The organism is Paenibacillus wynnii, assembly GCF_000757885.1.
GTDB lineage: Bacteria > Bacillota > Bacilli > Paenibacillales > Paenibacillaceae > Paenibacillus_AQ > Paenibacillus_AQ wynnii.
Map to the genome: position 1 here is coordinate 2147690 of NZ_JQCR01000003.1, position 17192 is coordinate 2164881.

Sequence of the window (17192 nt, forward strand, 5' to 3'; positions counted from 1 at the left end):
TGTATCTATTATTCACTAACCGCGGGTGCAATAAAGCCCTTAGTCCGCTCTAATTTTTCAAGTGCTTCTTCAACCGTGCAGCCAGCCAAAATCATTAAAATAGCCACCTTCGGCTTGCGTCCTGCCAATTCTAAAGTAGTCTCTGCTGTTGTCATGTCACATGAAGTAGCCTCCATAATGATCCGTTTGGCACGTTCAATTAATTTTTTGTTCGAGAGTTGGACATCCACCATTAAGTTTCCATATACCTTGCCCATTCCAATCATGGCGGCTGTGGACAGCATGTTGCAGACGAGTTTTTGCGATGTACCTGCTTTCAAACGAGTGGACCCTGTTAACACTTCAGGCCCGTTTCCAATTTCAATGGCAATGTCGGCCTTTTGACTAATTTCGGCATCTATATTGCAACTGAGGCTAATCGTCACGGCTCCAACGCTTTTTGCATATTCCAATCCACCAATCACATAAGGTGTTCTTCCACTGGCAGCTATGCCAACCACTGCATCTTCTGCTCTCAGAATCAAGCTCTGCAAATCAGCTACACCTAGTTCCTCCCGATCCTCCGCGCCTTCAACGGCTTTGATAAAGGCATTACTACCTCCAGCAATTAGACCCACTACTAAATCCGGTGATGTACCAAAAGTAGGTGGACACTCCACGGCATCCAGTAGCCCGATTCGTCCACTGGTACCCGCTCCCATGTAAATCAGTCGTCCTCCCCGGCGTAATGAATCTGTAATGGCCTTAACGGCCTCAGCAATCCGTGGAATTTGTTCTTTAACCGCTCCTGCAACTTTGGCATCTTCCTCATTCATCACTGTAAGCAATTCGATCACACTCATCTGGTCCAGGTGCATGGTGAGTTGATTTCTGGTCTCGGTTGTCAAGTTCTGTAACATATGAAAAACTCCTTTGATGTTTGAAATCGCTTTATATTTGTATAATACTATGAATGATACAATATTTCAACATATTAATTATTTATTAAAATAATATATCACTTAATTTTTTTTACTCTATCTACATCATTCCCGCTACAACAAAAAAAAAAAAAACACTGAAGAAAAAATTCCTCAGTGTCTACGTGGGATCATATGATGCTTGGTTAAGAACTACAGATCGCTTATACGAAAAAGCAGTGCTTGCAATGGCAGAACGGGGGTCCGGGCGTCCATCGTCTCGCTCTCCCCGTCTGTACACGGCAAAGGCGATAGGGCCTTTGTGCCGATGATATCAACCGCCCCGGCGTGTTCACGACTGCATGGTGCCGGTGATGAAGGCATAGAGCTCAGAGAGATCGCCGCGGTCATCGAGCGGCAGTTGACATCACTAGCAATTACAACACATCACAGGCGAGTCTTGCAACACGCGAGCTTCTGGGCTGGATACCAAATCAGCCCGGATTGATCGCGGATGTTGAAGAAGGACATTATTTCGTACTATCGAAATGGATGTAGCTCAATGATTTTTTCCGTTTGGCGACCCACATAAACAAACAAGGGTTCCAGCTCTAATGAGCTGAAACCCTTGTTCTTCTAGTGCCGAGGACGGGGGTCGAACCCGTACGGTACTCACGTACCGCAGGATTTTAAGTCCTGTGCGTCTGCCTGTTCCGCCACCCCGGCATGAGATAAAAGTGTTTGTTGCGTGTAACGCGACAAGAAATATCATATCATGGATTTTGAAAAAGGGCAATACTTTTCTCCAGAAAATTTTTCTCATCTCTGATGAACATACAAATAACCCATCCCAGCAGGAGCTGAGACGGGTTATTCGAAAGCTGAATTATCTGCGTTCGGCGCTTCTGCTTCTCATGCCAGCTAGACCCAGTAGTCCTACCAGGCCAAGCCAGCCCCAGTTAGAACCACCGTTATCATTATTGTTACCATTTGTAGCCGTTGCGCGGTAATTCCCATTTCCATTACGGTTGTTGTTGTTGTTGTTGTTGTTGTTAGCTAGCGGGGACACTCTGTTGTTGTCATTTCCTCCGTTGCGGACCCCATTGTTCAACATGTTGCCAGCTCTGTTCATAGCGCCTGTGCCATTGGTTCCATTCGTGGTGTCGGTACCCATAGTTCCAATGCCATTCGTACCGTTTCCGCCTTGATTGTTACCACCCATGCCTGTAGTTCCGGCTGCACTTGATGCGGAACCAACACCTAACAGACTCATGGATAAAACTGAACAGCACACAAAGCTTTTTATCAGCTTATTCAAGTTGTTATGCCTCCTTTGTTGTTTATCGCTGATAATTTCCCCACATCTCTCGTCATTTATTCAAAAAAATGATATCCACAGTTTTACTACCAGGATCGAAAGTAACGGTTGCTCCCAACGCCTGAGCTATGGCCCGTATAGGTGCATAAGTCGTCCCTGAATCAATAAACCCTTCCGTAAGTTTCTGACCGTTTAAGGTTATCGTTACTTTTGATTCGGTATTCACCTCGTTGTCACCCCCGCTAATCCGTGTTAAGTGATCCTGAACCTGCTGTGCAGTAGGACGCTTGCCTGTCCGCAGTAGATTAATCGTCAGGCCGAAGGTGATCTGCAGATGGGAGTTGTCTTTAAAAGAGGTCCAATCTCCACCCCATTCAAAACCAAGCTGCTTGGCAACTGTTACAACTTCCTGCCAGTCCGCTTTGCGGTCTTGGTCAAGGTCACGACTCATGTTCCAGGAAACGGTTTTACCATCCGGCTGGAGCAGTGCGAAATCGACCGCTAAGCCATAATTATGATAACTGGTTCCTCCCCTAGCGTAAGTAACGATAGGTCCCGGTTTGCTTCTACCCTGCGCGTACAGCGCATTTTGCTCAGCAATAGTCCGCAACCCCTGTGTAATAATGATGGGAACACCCTTGAAGAAGCATTGTTTTATTAATTCTTTGGTATATGCCACCAGAACGGGATTAAGCCCTTTAAGACGCACTTCAGATTTGTCCTGTACTTGATCCAGAGTAAGCATATTATCACCCCCTGGTATATGTAATGTTATAAAATCACACTTGCTTGTACTCATAACCCGGATATCTCATAAACCCTTAGGGAAATATATAAAAGAAAGGTGGGATAACTTTATGGATATCCATAGTGATAACTACAAAATCGCAGCGCTTAGTGATCAAGAGGAAGCCGTTGCGATCATACAGAGAGCTGAGGACGCTTTATCTAATCTAACCGGGAATAACTCCGTTACCTTGATCGCCTATGAAAAAAACGGTGGTAACGACTCCAAAGAGTAGTCACCCACCGTCTTAGTTCTTTATCACCCTTACTGTTAACACGTATACACTTCAACGATATTATCCAGAGCAATCCATTTCCATTCTTCCGCCCACTGCAGTTTTATCTCACGCGTGTGGGCATGAATGGAGGTTATAAACCCACTAAGCCTAATATCCTCAAATGGGTCGAATAGGACTATAGTTACCCGAACATGGTTCCGCAGAGACAATACGAGCGTCCGCTCCATCTCCTCCTGCTTTTGATCATCGAGGGTTGGCTTCTCACGACGCAGGGTCTCCCGTTCATCGCGTCTAATCCGGCTTTTATGCTCCGGCAGCATCATGCGGCTGCTTTCCCACAGCCCATTTCCGTCCAGTTTTTTGGCCATTGAATTCATTTCTCCCTCCGCGCAACTCTATTCCTCAATATAGGAACGTATGTTTGTATTATACTCAATGCTGTAACGATTTATCAATAAGAAATAAGTGACAAATATCTCTACCATTTACATCCTAATATATGTATAATTTTGTGTATCTCTTTATAGTGAAAGGAGCCTCGCCCTTTGAAGAAAACCGCTCCACTACTTATGATGATACCTGCATACATAGTCATTCTGTTCCTTGTAGTATTTCAGAACCATTCGTTTTCAGACTTTACAAAAGGAAGTGTAATCGGAATCGTTATTGGACTTATCCTTGCAACCGTATTCATAATCCTATTGCAGCTGTGTGGGATACAATTAAAACAGTGGAAGCATAAGAAATTCAAAGATAGGTTACTCCGATCTAAATAAACTTTAAACGGACAATGTAAAAAGGCGCTGACAAATTAATTTGTCGAGCGCCTCTTTGTTAATTTAATACTTCAGATCTTATTTGGATACAACCGTTGATTCAGCATCCACAAGCCCCGAAGCTACTCTTGCCTCATTCAGCTTGGAAATCCCGTACATCATGGCGAGATCAGCATTTTGATTTAATTCTTTAAATTGCTCAGCCGTCACGGTAGCGGAATCCGCGCCCTCGGACGCCTGCTCTTTAAGGGAGTAAGCACTTTGAAAGGCTATTTTGGAATCTTCCAGAAACGTTCTAATATCTTGGGGCAACCCCGAGGAAATTTTTACGTCATTGACCTGTTCCAAGAGATCAGTAGCTGTGTTCTGAAATTTATCTATTGATTTCTTCAACTGCTTGTCCGAAGCTTTTCCAGCGGAATAGGAAGTGAGTGACTCATTGAAATCCTCTAACGAAGATTTCCCTTCCTGTTCGATCGCTGACATTTCATCAAAGAATTGTTGCACATGGGCCTGAATGTCTTCTTTAGAGACAATAGCCGCAGGCTCATTGCTGCAGGCGCTGAGTAAGATACATACCATAATCAGTCCCACTAATAACAGTTTTTTCATTTCTCTATCCCTCCTACTAAATCATAATGGGGAGTTTTGTAAAGAGCAATGAAATATTTGTAAAAATAGAGGATGCATACTTTATCCATTATGTGAAAACAATAATTCAAAGTGAAGATGAGGGAGGTCCAATAAAAATGAACATCCAACGCGCAAAAGAGATTGCCAAATCACCTTCTATGGCTAAGGTGTTCTATGAAGGAGTCCCTATTTATATTCAAAATGTGGATGAAGGCAACGAAGTGGCTAGAATCTTCCCCCTCGATCACCCTGAACAGGAACAAGAGGTTCCTTTGAACAACTTGGAAGAACGCTAAATCATTAGAAAGTACTTACTCCGTAAAAAAAGGCAGCAGCGGCTGCCTCTTCTTAATTTTTACAACTTTTAATTTAGACTTTTTTCTCCATATATAGAGCGAAACTCATCCTCAAGCATAGCCATCAAAATCATGTCATGAAACTCCCCGTCCTGATACAGACTATCCCGTTCAATCCCTTCCCGTTGAAATCCAATCTTCTCATACACATGCATGGCTCGAGGATTAAAGTCGTAAACCCCAAGATGAATCCGATGTAAATTCAAGGTGTTGAAGCCGTAGCGGATCATATGTATCATTGCTTCTGTGCCGTATCCCTTGCCGCGATGCTGACTCCCTTGTATGCAAATCCTAATATTTGCACTCCGATTGATAGGGTCGATTTCGTTCAACACCACTTCACCTACCAGTTGATCTGTGCCCTTCACCACAATCATGAAATCCACACGGCCTTCTTGGAGCACACCGATCTTCTCAATCCAATCAGCAATTGCCTCACGCGTAAATTCGCTTTGCGAACCCGTCAGTCGGTTCAATTCAGGTTCCTGTAATAAAGAATAATAAGTATCCAAATCAGAGGCCTTAACAAAACGTAAATAAATATTGTTACCAATGATACTCGGTGGGCTTACCTCATCCATCATATTCTTTTCCTCCAGACTTTTGTGTGGTTTACCAGGAAAAATCAGTATCAAGTGTCCATTCTAAACGCCGGATCCATTCCGCTTGAACATTCGGAGGAGCATTCTGTAATCTACTAAGGATATTCCACACCTTATATACATTCCCTGATTTTAGTTGGTGGGGAGAGATGCTTTTTAAAGCGCTGTGGACTATGTACTCCTCAACAAAAGCTTTATTCAAAACAAGAGCTAATTGGGGATAGTGGAGTTTCGTGAACCATACCACCCAACCAACGTCATTCAGAGGATGCCCCCACTCTGCCCACTCCCAATCCAGAACATTCAGGTTATTGTCATCATCGATCAAAATATTATGCGAGCCATAATCGCCATGTGTTAGAACCCAATTCTGCTCATTGACATCCAATTCAGCCAGAATAGTCTTTGATTGATCCACCAAATGTCGGGGTACAAATCCGAGGTCTAATTCTAAACTTCTTATTTGCTCCGCGTTACTCTTCCGAATCCCATGAGGATCAGCGCCTAATGCATGTGTATGTATTTTTGTGGCAAGAAGTTGAGCAAGGCTTCTATATAACACTAAAGCTCTTTCCAAGCTTCCCGAGTCTAGAATGGATTGTCCATTTACACCCGGTCTATAGTCCATCACTAATACTCTTTCATTGGAGAACTCTAGTACATCGTGAATAATAGGTGCTATAGCTGACGCTTTTAAAAATTCCAAGCAATTGACCTCATTCTCGGTATCGTGATTCTGCAGGCCGGCGACCTTTGCTACTAAGGGCTCAGAACCCTCCATAAGAAAGGTTAGATTCGTATATCCACCCGTTAGCCTGATCAGACGGCAAGTATATCTGGATTCCAATTCTCTGGTTACATCCTCGATCATTACGCAAGCTCCTCTTTAATCAGAATATAGAGCACCTCTCCTAACATTACTGCACAACGCGAAAAAAGACCACCGGACACCTCCGGCAGCCTCGCTGTTCTATTGTTCTCTATACCTTAACGGTTTCTAACGCTAACGGGCTGACCGCTTTCGTCTGATCAATGTAAATGAAGGCATCATACCGTTTTGAAATGACCGTAGGCACGTAATTACCCCGTTCCCACTCTGGATGGTACACGACACCGATCGCGCGGTGACCAATGACGGTATCGTCCAAGACAGAATCCTCCTTGTCAAAATAAAGCAGCTTGTCCTCCGCACCATCCCGGTGAAGCATCTCCTCCCAGCTGTTGGCAGCCGCGGCCGGCACACGCATTTTTTCCATCGGAGCCCCCCAAGACTTTCCCGCTATAACGGTTCCCTGGTAGGTTCCGAAGCCGATGGCGAACACCTCATCCCCATGCTCCTCCCGCAACAGCTGTCCCACATTAACCATCCCGTCCTCAGCCATATCCGTCGCTCTGGCATCCCCAACATGGGTATTATGTTCCCAGACAATCGTTCGGGCGTCTTCACCGTGGAATTCCATCAGCTTCTCCAGAGCCTCAACCATGTGGCGATCTCGAATATTCCAGGAATCGGCGTCATGACGAATCATTGTCCGGTAGTACGCTTCCCCCCCTCTTACCGCCAACGCATTCAGTTCAGCGCTTAGCGCATTCTCTTTGTCCTTCGGGTAAGCATCCTTCCACTTGTCCTGCAGCCTGAGAAGAAGGGAGACAACCTCCCCCTCGCAACCTTCTCCGTATATGGAAGCAGAAATCCCGTACGACTGCCCTTCCCGTTCATAGGGCTCAAAACACTCAAACGCCCGTTTGGCTGCCTCCAGATCAGAAGCGTCATCTTTCGTACCTAAATACTTTAGGATTTCGTCCATAGACTCCCAGAGGCTATACACATCGATCCCGTAAAACCCAGCTTTCTCCTCATCCGGTTTATCCGTATTATACTGTCGAAGCCATTCAGCAAGTTCTATAATCTCACGGTTAGCCCACATCCAGGTAGGCCATCGATTGAAATCACTTAACGCCGCCATAGCATCAACACCCTCATCGGTGTAACCTTTAACATACCGGTTCAACGTGTAGCATGAGGGCCAATCCCCTTCTACCGCAATGAATCGGAAGCCCTTTTCCGAAATCAAACGTTTGGACAAATCTGCACGGACTGTATAAAATTCCGAGGTACCATGGGAAGCTTCACCCAGGAGCACATATTTAGATTTACCTGCCTCTTCAACCAGTCCTTTGGTTACTTCCTCGCTGTTGAAGGATCTTGCCAGCTTGCGGATAGACTGCATGATTAACTTCTCTTTCATATCGCTTCACCCCTCGCACTATTTCTCAGTGTATATCCACCAAAGTTTGCGCGTATACAAGGTGAATCATACGTCAGAAGTTACCTTATCCGAGCAATTACTCTTGCAACTGATGAATCCGCCCTGATATGCAGAGGCAATGCAATTACCCTCAAAAAAAATCGCCCAGCGCTTTTAGATATAAGATATACTAATTTACGCACAAATAAAACGGCTATCGATTTCTCACAGCCGTACGCATTGACTTAAGTTGAAGGAGGAGCCGCAGTGAAAGCACGAAAACGGAAATTACTATGGAGTGTAATTATTCTCCTGCTATTGATCGTAGCAAGTTATCTGTTCGAAGAAGAAAGATTCAGCACCGAGCCCTCTTCCACTTCCAATGGAAAGGTTGTACAAATCCTCTTCCCCACAGATCGTTATCCGAAGACAGCCAGGCATATTCAAGAGGCTATTGAGAATGGCGAGGCACCGATCTGCACGATTGACCGTGAGGGTGCGGACGAAAATCGCCGCCTTTCCCTAAAAGGAGTGCCTACTAAAAAAGGCTATGACCGGGATGAGTGGCCTATGGCCATGTGTCTGGAGGGCGGAGAAGGTGCGGACATCGAATACATACCGCCTAGCGATAATCGGGGCGCCGGAAGTTGGGTTGGCAATCAATTAGAGAGCTTTGCTGACGGTACACGCGTCGAGTTTATGTTCAAATAGTATGATTAATAAAGCTCCAGACAAATTTAAAACCGTTCCGGTCCTGCAGGCAGATGCCTAACAGGACCGGAACGGTTTTTGGCAAGTTTAGAATAAACAGGCTTTTAAGATAATAACCAACAGGATGTAAAGAACCAGAATTGCACCTGTGGAAGTCCAAGGACTAACAACTGGCATTACCGGACCAGGACCTACATTAGCTCCACCAACATGACCACCGTAACAACATTCATTTCCCATTTGTGAAAACCTCCTAATTAATATTGACTACAGCACAGAATATGTGGCAATAGACCATACTGTTTGGGCAAATTGGCAAAGAAAAGAGTGAATGCTTGATATTAAAGTTTATTTGCTTTATGCTTAGTGCAATAGGAACATTTGTTCCCAAATGGACTGAGGTGGCTATAATTAAATCATATTATCAAATGACTGCTTTGGAGAAATGGACGGAGGATCTTTATGAACGATTGGGTATTAGAGAACCTTCACAGATAACAATAGCGAATATTTCTGAACGGCTAAATATTTGGATTCATTATTTAGATGTAAGGAGCAAAGGCATTGAGGCTTCGGCCGGTATGTACAGTATGTTCATAGATAATCGCCTGCCTGCCGGAATGCAGCGCCTTGAGTTTTTACATGAGCTTTGTTATTTACTACGCCATGCGGGCAACCAAAGTGTAATGCCCGAGCATTATACCCAGGCACAACAAGATGAAGCGGATCGATTTATCCTTTATGCCGCGATGCCATATTCCATGATCTCAAGAAGATCATTGCCAGAGCTAAGAAGCGAAGCCATCAGCGTCATTACAACCGAATTTGAAGTACCCCGAGAGCTGGCTATGCAGCGTATAGACCAAATTCAACGGCGTATTTTTCAAGGGCAATTATTGGCTGTGATGGGGGCTCAGGGAGAAAAGGTACCCACACTCTGCTCTCCCCGATTCGATTAATGATTGAAGTGAACAACCCAAATGGGCTGCTCTGAAAGTCATTTAGTATGACTTCGGAGCAGCCCACAGAAAGATACATATCCAAGCCTATCAATTCAATCTAACGTCTCCGGAAATTTCCGGATCGCCCAATAGCGAACAATATAAGCAATGTAAGTATAGCCCCGACTATGGCTGGAATAATATAGAACCCACCCACAATAGGTCCCCGGGCACCAAGTAATTCTGTACCTAACCATGAACCAATGAAGCCTGTAATTATATTCCCTATAATTCCCCCAGGTACATCTCTACCGATGAGAACACCACTAAACCAACCAATCAACCCGCCAATCACTAATATCCAGATCAAATGCATTCAGTTGCCTCCTTCATGCCATTTATTCAACGTATGTCTGAGACTAGGGGATGATACTGGTTTGTCTAAATAAATGTATTCGTTTACCAGAAAGCTCCATTAGCAAATCCGTTAGCAAATCCATTTCCCCCGCTTTTCTCATCATTATCCCACCATTAAATCCAAGCCCATAGACAGCAAAAAACCCTTACAGAGTAAGGGTTTTTAATAAGTGGGCCCTGAGGGACTCGAACCCCCGACCAATCGGTTATGAGCCGACCGCTCTAACCAACTGAGCTAAGGGCCCGGATGAAAAATATCCGTCATATATAATTGCTGCTTGTAAATAAATTGGTTGCGGGGGCAGGATTTGAACCTGCGGCCTTCGGGTTATGAGCCCGACGAGCTACCGGGCTGCTCCACCCCGCGTCAGTAATCATATTCAAACAGCGACAATAAATAATATACATTATATAGGGGTAATAAGTCAAGTAGTCGTTTAGAAAATGTTCTTAAGGAAGGAAACGAACACCGTAGCGGCCTTTACGCGAGCGATAAATTTCTACAAAGCGCGGGTCATGATAACCATAAATCCAGCCATCTTGCTCCAACCGTTTTGCCAGACATCCTGCTTGAAATCTGGTTCTGAACAGCTTGGCGAAATATATCCAGTTCATGCTGCCCTCTTCTCCTTTTGTGGGAATGAATTACCCCTGCTCTGAACTTAGCATGCCCACTTTTTATAAAATAACCCTAAAAAGGTGTCCTACAGGCCATTATCATGGCTTTAAGGACACCCCTTTGTATCATCCGATTCTAATCACTTCTTACTGCGCTTTTCTGAAGCCAACCGTTCTCCAAATCGAAGGACATCTGGGGATTCTTTTTCAGCTGCAGCAGCATGGTATTCCCCTGCTTCTCCCATGCTTTTAGCGCATTAGAGACTGTTCTTTTTCCTTGGAGGACTTCAATGAACAATTGTCGTCCCGCATCACTAACCTGACCAATTGCCGGCTTCTGGGTAAGCAAGGCATCCATTTTCGGATCATTTGGGGCCAGAGGCTGCAGAGTATAAAAAGGCTCTAAGTTCACATTCGTTTCCTTAGAAGTAATATATTCCTTACGCGAGGTCAGTTCATAACGGTTATGTGCTTTGATCTTGGCAACTTCCTTGCTGTTCACAAATTTAATAAAATCCCAAGCATCCTCTGGATTGGTAGCAGTAGTTCCGATAGCCATCATCGAGCCAAGCCAAGTTCCCACAGCAACACCCGGTTTCTCTACATAGGTTGGAACCGTCACTACTCCCCAGTCCACAGGCTTGTAATTTTTAATTTTGGAGACATTCCTTTGGACGGAGTTCAACTCATTTATATAACCGTATTCTGCGACAACCATCGAAGCTTTGCTCGTGAGGAACAAGTCCCCTTGAACCGGGCTATAGGGCATGCCATCAGTCCACATAAATTCCTGACTATCCAGTCCAGGCACCGTTTGCTTCTTAACCAATCCGCTATAGGTAGTCCATGCTTTACTCCACTGGGCATTGTTCACGGTCATTTTCTCACCCTTATTGTCGTACTGGGTAAGCTTAAGGGGAGAGACATAGGTCTGCATATCCCAGAATGGATCAGCCAAGTAACGATTCATCGAGAACCCGTAAACACGGCTCTCTTTTTTCTTGGAAACCTTTGTAACCTTGGCAGCGAGAGTGAACATTTCATCCCATGTCATCCCATTAGTTGGATAAGACACTTTCGCGGCATCAAAAACTTTTTTATTGTAATAAAGTGCACTTGAGGAAAAGGTTGGGGCCAGTGCGAACAGATTACCTCCGCCAAGCTCGCGGATTCCATTTAGCATAGTAGGAGCCATTGTGCTTATATCGTACTGATCCCGGTCAATGAGAGGCTGCAAGGGTACCACAAGATTGTTCTCAGCAAGACTTTTCAATAACTGACTGTCTCCTATGATTACATCAACCGGATGTTCCCCGCCCATAATTCCGCGAATACTTCCTAGGTTATCCGTGTTTGGCTGCGGAAAAGCACTGCTGAATCGAAGCTCACTAGCATCGATTGCAGGTACGAGTTCCAACTTGATTTCAGGATGCTGCAGCTCATACATATCAGTGAATTGCTGGCGGAAATAAGTGTCATCTTCTCCGCTCCAGAGGCTTCCAATGCGCAGCACACGTTGCTCCTGCGGAGCCTTCAAGGGTTCAGCCCACACCGTATTCCATCCCTCAGATGCCAGCGGCAGCAGTAGCACAGCACAGATGCTAAGGCTCACCAGACGTACCAGCGTCCGTTTCTTTTTACTTGTATTCATAAGTTTTACCCTCCCGAAAAATAATCGTTCCATGTCCTTCTAAAAGGCTATAAAGCGACTCCTTAATTTGGATTATAAAGGTTTTCGCTGGAGTGTAAGTTACAGGCTGTTTAAAGTTAAACTACGATTTGGTCATGTTATTTCCAGTATTTGAGATCAGAGATTTATAATCTACCTCCATTTCGCAAGAAAAACCCTGCACCATAAGGTGAGGGTCATTCAGTAGACTTCTATATTAGGAGATCAGAATGATAGGTATTCCTTACACACCAAATGCCGCCGGATCTTTTCTCCAGGAGCGAAGCAATTCTACATCATTTTCGGCAATCTTACCCTGAGTTAGCGCTACATCAATCAAGGTATTGTAGTTAGATAAACTGTGCAGGGGGACTCCTGCGGCCGTAAAAGCTTCAGTAGCACGATCCAGCTCATAACTGAAGATAGCCAGGACAGCCAAGGGATTACCTCCAGCTTCTTGCACGGCCTGCGCTGCTTTGATCGAGCTTCCGCCGGTTGAGATCAGATCCTCGATAACGATAACCTTTTGTCCGGATGCAATAAGACCTTCAATCTGGTTTTGCTTCCCATGTCCCTTAGCCTTATCACGGATATAAGCCATCGGTAGATTCAGCTTCTGTGCAACCCATGCGGCATGGGGGATGCCGGCAGTTGCTGTGCCTGCGATCACTTCAGCATCTGGATACTGACTGGTAATTAACTCAGCAAAGGCATCGGCAATATAATTGCGAACCTCAGGGTAGGACATAGTCAGGCGATTATCACAATAGATCGGGGATTTAATCCCGGAGGTCCATGTAAAAGGCTCCTGGGGACGTAGTGCTACCGCTCCGATATTTAGTAAATAGGCAGCGATTTGTTCACTTTTATTCAATAATGAGCTCATGCCTGTGTCATCTCCTCAATGATATTTAGTGCGGCTTGGCGCGGATCTTCCGCTCCTGTAATAGGTCGTCCTATCACTAGATAATGGCTGCCTTGCCGTATAGCTTGTCCCGGTGTCATCACACGGGATTGGTCGTCCATGGATGACCCTGCCGGTCGGATCCCCGGTGTAACTGTACAGAAGGCCGGACCACAGGCTGCAGCAATTGCAGCGGATTCCTGGGGTGATGCCACAACACCGTCCAATCCTGCTTCGGCCGCTAGTTTGGCGTATCGCACGACCGTATCCGTAACGTTGCCGGATATACCGATCTCGCTGTTCATGACCTCCTGGCTCGTGCTGGTTAGCTGTGTGACTGCGATAATCAGCGGCATGCTTAGCGAAGGATTGTTGCTTACCGCAGCTGCTGCTCCAGTGCGGGCCGCCGCCATCATGGCTGAACCGCCGGAGGCATGGACATTAAACATATCTGCTCCAAGCTGAGTCAGGCTCTCTGCGCCACCTTTAACCGTATTGGGGATATCATGCATTTTGAGATCTACAAATACGGAATATCCGCGGCGCTTCAAATCTTTAATAAAATCGGGACCAGCCGCATAAAAAAGCTGCATCCCCACCTTCATATAGCAGGGAATTCCTTCCAGATTGTTAATCAACAGACTCGCCTGTTCAGCATTAGGATAATCCAAAGGAATCATAATTCGCTTCGCCATAGCTTTTTGTTCCAAGGTAAGCTCTTGTACCATACAGCACTCCTATCCGGTGCGACTGCGCCGCAATTTTCTTTTAGACCCTAGGCATAGCGGAACGGTCTGCGAATAGTCGCAAACCGTTCCTGTTATTTCGTTCACCTATGACTTGTTGTGGTTAAATTTGTCCTACAAAAGCAGGCATAGCTTCGGATGAGAAGTTTATCGTCTGAAGCATAATCAGGAGTGCTCTTACTGTATCCAGGGATGTCATACATACGACACCGTTCTCTACCGCTTCACGGCGGATACGGAATCCGTCGCGCTCTGGTGTTTTGCCCTTGGTTAATGTGTTAAAGACAAAGTTAGCTTTACCGCCGCGGATGAGGTCAAGAATGGTTGGTTCTCCTTCATCGAGCTTGTTAACGTTCATTACGTTCAGGCCTGCTTCTTCAAGCGCTGTTGCGGTTCCACCCGTTGCAATGATCTTATAACCCATAGCATGGAAGCCTTTCATGAGATCAACGGCTTCAGCTTTGTCTTTATCTGCCACGGTTACGATGATCGCGCCTGTAGCCGGAATCTTCATTCCTGCTCCAATCAGACCTTTATACAACGCCTTGGCGTACAGTTTATCACGTCCCATAACTTCACCAGTCGACTTCATTTCAGGTCCCAAAGTAGGTTCTACTCTACGTAATTTGGCAAAAGAGAACACCGGTACTTTTACCGATACATAGTCACTTTCAGGCCATAGGCCTTCTACATAACCGTCGTCTTTCAACTTGCTGCCGAGAATGATTTTTGTAGCCAAGTGAGCCATAGGAATTCCTGTCACCTTACTCAGGAAAGGAACTGTCCGTGAGGAACGCGGATTCACTTCGATTACATACACTTCATTTTGATGTATGACAAACTGGATGTTGACCAGTCCGATGGTTTTCAGTTCTTTGGCAATCTTGATCGTAATGTCCGCGATCTTCTGCTTCAAGCCTTCATCCAGATATTGTGGAGGGTATACGGCTATCGAGTCACCGGAGTGGACACCAGCACGTTCTACGTGCTCCATGATACCCGGAATAACAACCGTATCACCATCGCAAATCGCATCGACTTCAACCTCTTTACCGAGCATGTAACGGTCAATCAATACCGGATGCTCCGGGTTCACCTTAACCGCTTCTACCATATAGCTAAGCAGTTCCGTGTCATTGTAGACAATTTCCATGGCGCGTCCGCCCAATACATAGGAAGGACGTACCAGTACAGGATAACCGAGATCTTGTGCAGTCTGTACAGCATCATCTATCGAATCAACCGTCTTGCCTTTAGGTTGTGCCACATCAAGACGGGACAGCAGTGCTTCGAACTTCTTACGGTTCTCGGCTTCATCGATACTTTCCAGACTGGTTCCAAGGATATTAACGCCGGCTGCACTGAGCGGTGCCGCAAGGTTAATGGCTGTCTGTCCACCGAACTGAACGATAACTCCGATCGGATTCTCTTGGGCAATAACGTTCATTACATCTTCAAAGAATAACGGTTCAAAATACAAGCGGTCCGAAGTATTGAAGTCCGTTGATACCGTCTCTGGATTGTTGTTGATAATTACGGCTTCGTAGCCTGCCTTTTGGATAGCCCATACTGCATGCACAGTAGAGTAGTCAAATTCAATTCCTTGACCGATCCGGATAGGGCCTGATCCAAGTACGATGACTTTTTGCTTGTCGGAATGGATGACCTCATTCTCCGTCTCATAGGTTGAGTAATAATATGGTGTGGAGGCCTCAAATTCAGCCGCACAGGTATCTACCATTTTGAAGACAGGTGTCAGTCCTTGCTTCAGGCGGAATACCCGAACCTCGGATTCTTTGGTTTCTTCGCCGTCAGGATATGCTTGTGCACGGATTTCTGCAATGGCCCGATCCGTAAAGCCTCTACGCTTAGCTTGATACAAAGTCTCCGGGGACAAGCTTACCTCACCGCGGATGACATCTTCAAATTGGATCAACCCTTCGATCTTGGAAAGGAACCACCAATCAATGTTCGTGATATCCTGAACTTCTTGTAATCCATAGCCGCGGCGGAACGCTTCTGCGATCAGGAATATGCGCTCATCATCCGCTTTCGCCAAGCGTTCACGGAGGACACTCTCTTCCAGAATATCCGTACCCGGCAGGTAGAAACGGTGAACACCAATTTCCAAGGAACGGATGGCTTTATGAATCGACTCTTCAAAAGTTCGGCCAATAGCCATAACCTCACCAGTTGCCTTCATTTGTGTACCGAGCTTCCGGTTCGCATAGATGAACTTATCAAAAGGCCAGCGCGGAATTTTACTTACGATGTAGTCTAGTGTTGGTTCAAAGCAAGCATATGTCTGTCCGGTAACCGGATTAACAATCTCATCCAAGGTATAACCCAGTGCGATTTTAGCAGCCATTTTAGCGATCGGATAGCCCGTAGCCTTCGAAGCCAGCGCCGAGGAACGGCTGACACGCGGATTTACTTCAATGACATAGTATTGATAGCTTTGCGGATCAAGTGCGAATTGTACGTTACAACCGCCTTCTATATTAAGCGCACGAATAATTTTGAGTGAAGCACTGCGAAGCATTTGATATTCACGATCAGAGAGGGTTTGGCTCGGTGCAACAACGATACTGTCACCTGTATGAATCCCAACCGGATCAAAGTTCTCCATGTTGCAGACAACGATGCAGTTGTCGTTCGCATCACGCATAACCTCGTATTCAACTTCCTTCATGCCGGCAATACTCTTCTCGACCAGACATTGACCGATCGGGCTATAACGAATGCCCGCTTTAACCGTCTCTCGAAGTTCTTCTTCATTGTCACAAATCCCGCCGCCGGTTCCGCCAAGGGTATAAGCCGGACGCACGATCAACGGATAGCCAATTCCTGACGCGAATTCAAGGGCTTCCTCCAAGGTGGTGATAATGGAGCTTTCAGGTACAGGCTGATCCAGTTCGCGCATCAGATCACGGAACAAATCACGATCCTCTGCCTTCTCAATGGATTCAAGCTGCGTACCCAGCAGTTTTACATTCTCCTTCTCGAGGACACCTGCACGGGCCAATTCTACAGCCATATTCAGGCCGGTCTGCCCGCCTAGCGTTGGGAGCAATCCATCGGGGCGCTCTTGACGGATAATGGCAGTTACAAATTCTAGGGTAATCGGCTCGATATACACTTTATCAGCCATATTCGTATCCGTCATGATGGTCGCAGGGTTACTGTTAATCAGAACGACCTCAACGCCTTCTTCTTTCAGCGCTTGGCAGGCTTGAGTTCCTGCGTAGTCAAATTCGGCAGCCTGCCCAATAACAATTGGACCGGATCCGATTACGAGTATTTTCTTGAGCTTATCGTTCTTTGGCAT

19 protein-coding genes and 3 tRNA genes are annotated in these 17192 nt (G+C 45.7%); 4 read left to right on the forward strand and 18 right to left on the reverse strand.

The window, feature by feature from the left end:
• Window positions 1-8: 8 nt before the first annotated feature.
• From murQ to PWYN_RS30385, 4 genes are all read right to left on the reverse strand, one after another.
• The gene (gene murQ / locus PWYN_RS25435; protein ID WP_036657791.1) at window positions 9-899 is read right to left on the reverse strand and encodes an N-acetylmuramic acid 6-phosphate etherase; all 891 of its coding nucleotides are present in this window, start codon (window positions 897-899) and stop codon (window positions 9-11) included.
• A gap of 640 nt (window positions 900-1539) precedes the next feature.
• Window positions 1540-1625: transfer RNA gene (locus PWYN_RS25440), tRNA-Leu, on the reverse strand.
• Between the two features lie 160 nt (window positions 1626-1785).
• Complete coding sequence (locus tag PWYN_RS30185; RefSeq protein WP_052088408.1) at window positions 1786-2217, reverse strand: WGxxGxxG family protein; 432 nt, start codon at window positions 2215-2217, stop codon at window positions 1786-1788.
• Window positions 2218-2269: 52 nt separating this feature from the next.
• The gene (locus tag PWYN_RS30385; RefSeq protein WP_036657792.1) at window positions 2270-2962 is read right to left on the reverse strand and encodes a M15 family metallopeptidase; all 693 of its coding nucleotides are present in this window, start codon (window positions 2960-2962) and stop codon (window positions 2270-2272) included.
• A 112-nt stretch (window positions 2963-3074) separates the two neighbouring features.
• On the opposite strand from PWYN_RS30385, the gene PWYN_RS29715 reads away from it, so the two are divergent.
• Entirely contained in the window at window positions 3075-3239 is a 165-nt protein-coding gene (locus PWYN_RS29715) for a hypothetical protein (protein ID WP_169744152.1), read from the forward strand.
• A 35-nt stretch (window positions 3240-3274) separates the two neighbouring features.
• Here PWYN_RS29715 and PWYN_RS25455 read toward each other — a convergent pair whose 3' ends face one another.
• Both PWYN_RS25455 and PWYN_RS25465 read right to left on the reverse strand, forming a co-directional pair.
• Window positions 3275-3610 (reverse strand): YolD-like family protein, encoded by a 336-nt coding sequence (locus tag PWYN_RS25455; RefSeq protein ID WP_036657793.1) that lies wholly within the window; start codon window positions 3608-3610, stop codon window positions 3275-3277.
• A 486-nt stretch (window positions 3611-4096) separates the two neighbouring features.
• Window positions 4097-4630 carry a hypothetical protein gene (locus PWYN_RS25465; protein ID WP_036657795.1) on the reverse strand — a complete coding sequence of 178 codons (534 nt, stop codon included), beginning with the start codon at window positions 4628-4630 and terminating at the stop codon, window positions 4097-4099.
• A gap of 137 nt (window positions 4631-4767) precedes the next feature.
• Here PWYN_RS25465 and PWYN_RS25470 point away from each other — a divergent pair, with 137 nt between their 5' ends.
• Window positions 4768-4947, forward strand: coding sequence for a small acid-soluble spore protein H (locus PWYN_RS25470; RefSeq protein ID WP_036657796.1), 180 nt, complete (start codon window positions 4768-4770; stop codon window positions 4945-4947).
• A 68-nt stretch (window positions 4948-5015) separates the two neighbouring features.
• Here the strand turns inward: PWYN_RS25470 and PWYN_RS25475 are convergent, their stop codons facing one another.
• The 3 genes from PWYN_RS25475 to PWYN_RS25485 form a co-directional block, all read right to left on the reverse strand.
• Entirely contained in the window at window positions 5016-5591 is a 576-nt protein-coding gene (locus PWYN_RS25475) for a GNAT family N-acetyltransferase (protein ID WP_240479831.1), read from the reverse strand.
• A 28-nt stretch (window positions 5592-5619) separates the two neighbouring features.
• Window positions 5620-6480 (reverse strand): phosphotransferase family protein, encoded by an 861-nt coding sequence (locus PWYN_RS25480; protein WP_036657797.1) that lies wholly within the window; start codon window positions 6478-6480, stop codon window positions 5620-5622.
• A 109-nt stretch (window positions 6481-6589) separates the two neighbouring features.
• Window positions 6590-7858: an erythromycin esterase family protein gene (locus PWYN_RS25485; protein ID WP_036657798.1), complete on the reverse strand. Its 1269-nt coding sequence runs from the start codon at window positions 7856-7858 to the stop codon at window positions 6590-6592.
• A 267-nt stretch (window positions 7859-8125) separates the two neighbouring features.
• Here PWYN_RS25485 and PWYN_RS25490 point away from each other — a divergent pair, with 267 nt between their 5' ends.
• Complete coding sequence (locus PWYN_RS25490; protein WP_036657799.1) at window positions 8126-8569, forward strand: NucA/NucB deoxyribonuclease domain-containing protein; 444 nt, start codon at window positions 8126-8128, stop codon at window positions 8567-8569.
• 87 nt (window positions 8570-8656) lie between these two features.
• On the opposite strand, the gene PWYN_RS29450 is transcribed toward PWYN_RS25490, so the two are convergent.
• Window positions 8657-8809 carry a hypothetical protein gene (locus tag PWYN_RS29450; protein WP_157261258.1) on the reverse strand — a complete coding sequence of 51 codons (153 nt, stop codon included), beginning with the start codon at window positions 8807-8809 and terminating at the stop codon, window positions 8657-8659.
• A 95-nt stretch (window positions 8810-8904) separates the two neighbouring features.
• On the opposite strand from PWYN_RS29450, the gene PWYN_RS25495 reads away from it, so the two are divergent.
• Complete coding sequence (locus PWYN_RS25495) at window positions 8905-9528, forward strand: ImmA/IrrE family metallo-endopeptidase (protein WP_240479832.1); 624 nt, start codon at window positions 8905-8907, stop codon at window positions 9526-9528.
• A 100-nt stretch (window positions 9529-9628) separates the two neighbouring features.
• Here PWYN_RS25495 and PWYN_RS25500 read toward each other — a convergent pair whose 3' ends face one another.
• From PWYN_RS25500 to carB, 8 genes are all read right to left on the reverse strand, one after another.
• Window positions 9629-9886 (reverse strand): GlsB/YeaQ/YmgE family stress response membrane protein, encoded by a 258-nt coding sequence (locus tag PWYN_RS25500; protein WP_036657800.1) that lies wholly within the window; start codon window positions 9884-9886, stop codon window positions 9629-9631.
• Between the two features lie 212 nt (window positions 9887-10098).
• A tRNA-Ile gene (locus PWYN_RS25505) sits at window positions 10099-10172 on the reverse strand.
• A gap of 45 nt (window positions 10173-10217) precedes the next feature.
• Window positions 10218-10294: transfer RNA gene (locus PWYN_RS25510), tRNA-Met, on the reverse strand.
• Window positions 10295-10377: 83 nt separating this feature from the next.
• Window positions 10378-10542, reverse strand: coding sequence for a hypothetical protein (locus PWYN_RS29720; protein ID WP_019909365.1), 165 nt, complete (start codon window positions 10540-10542; stop codon window positions 10378-10380).
• Between the two features lie 139 nt (window positions 10543-10681).
• A complete protein-coding gene (locus PWYN_RS25515) occupies window positions 10682-12196 on the reverse strand; it encodes an ABC transporter substrate-binding protein (protein WP_036657801.1) in 1515 nt (504 codons plus the stop codon).
• Between the two features lie 262 nt (window positions 12197-12458).
• The gene (gene pyrE / locus PWYN_RS25520; protein WP_036657803.1) at window positions 12459-13100 is read right to left on the reverse strand and encodes an orotate phosphoribosyltransferase; all 642 of its coding nucleotides are present in this window, start codon (window positions 13098-13100) and stop codon (window positions 12459-12461) included.
• A complete protein-coding gene (pyrF, locus tag PWYN_RS25525) occupies window positions 13097-13846 on the reverse strand; it encodes an orotidine-5'-phosphate decarboxylase (protein ID WP_036657806.1) in 750 nt (249 codons plus the stop codon). Before pyrF ends, pyrE begins: the two co-directional genes overlap by 4 nt.
• A gap of 121 nt (window positions 13847-13967) precedes the next feature.
• Window positions 13968-17192: a carbamoyl-phosphate synthase large subunit gene (gene carB, locus PWYN_RS25530; RefSeq protein WP_036657809.1), complete on the reverse strand. Its 3225-nt coding sequence runs from the start codon at window positions 17190-17192 to the stop codon at window positions 13968-13970.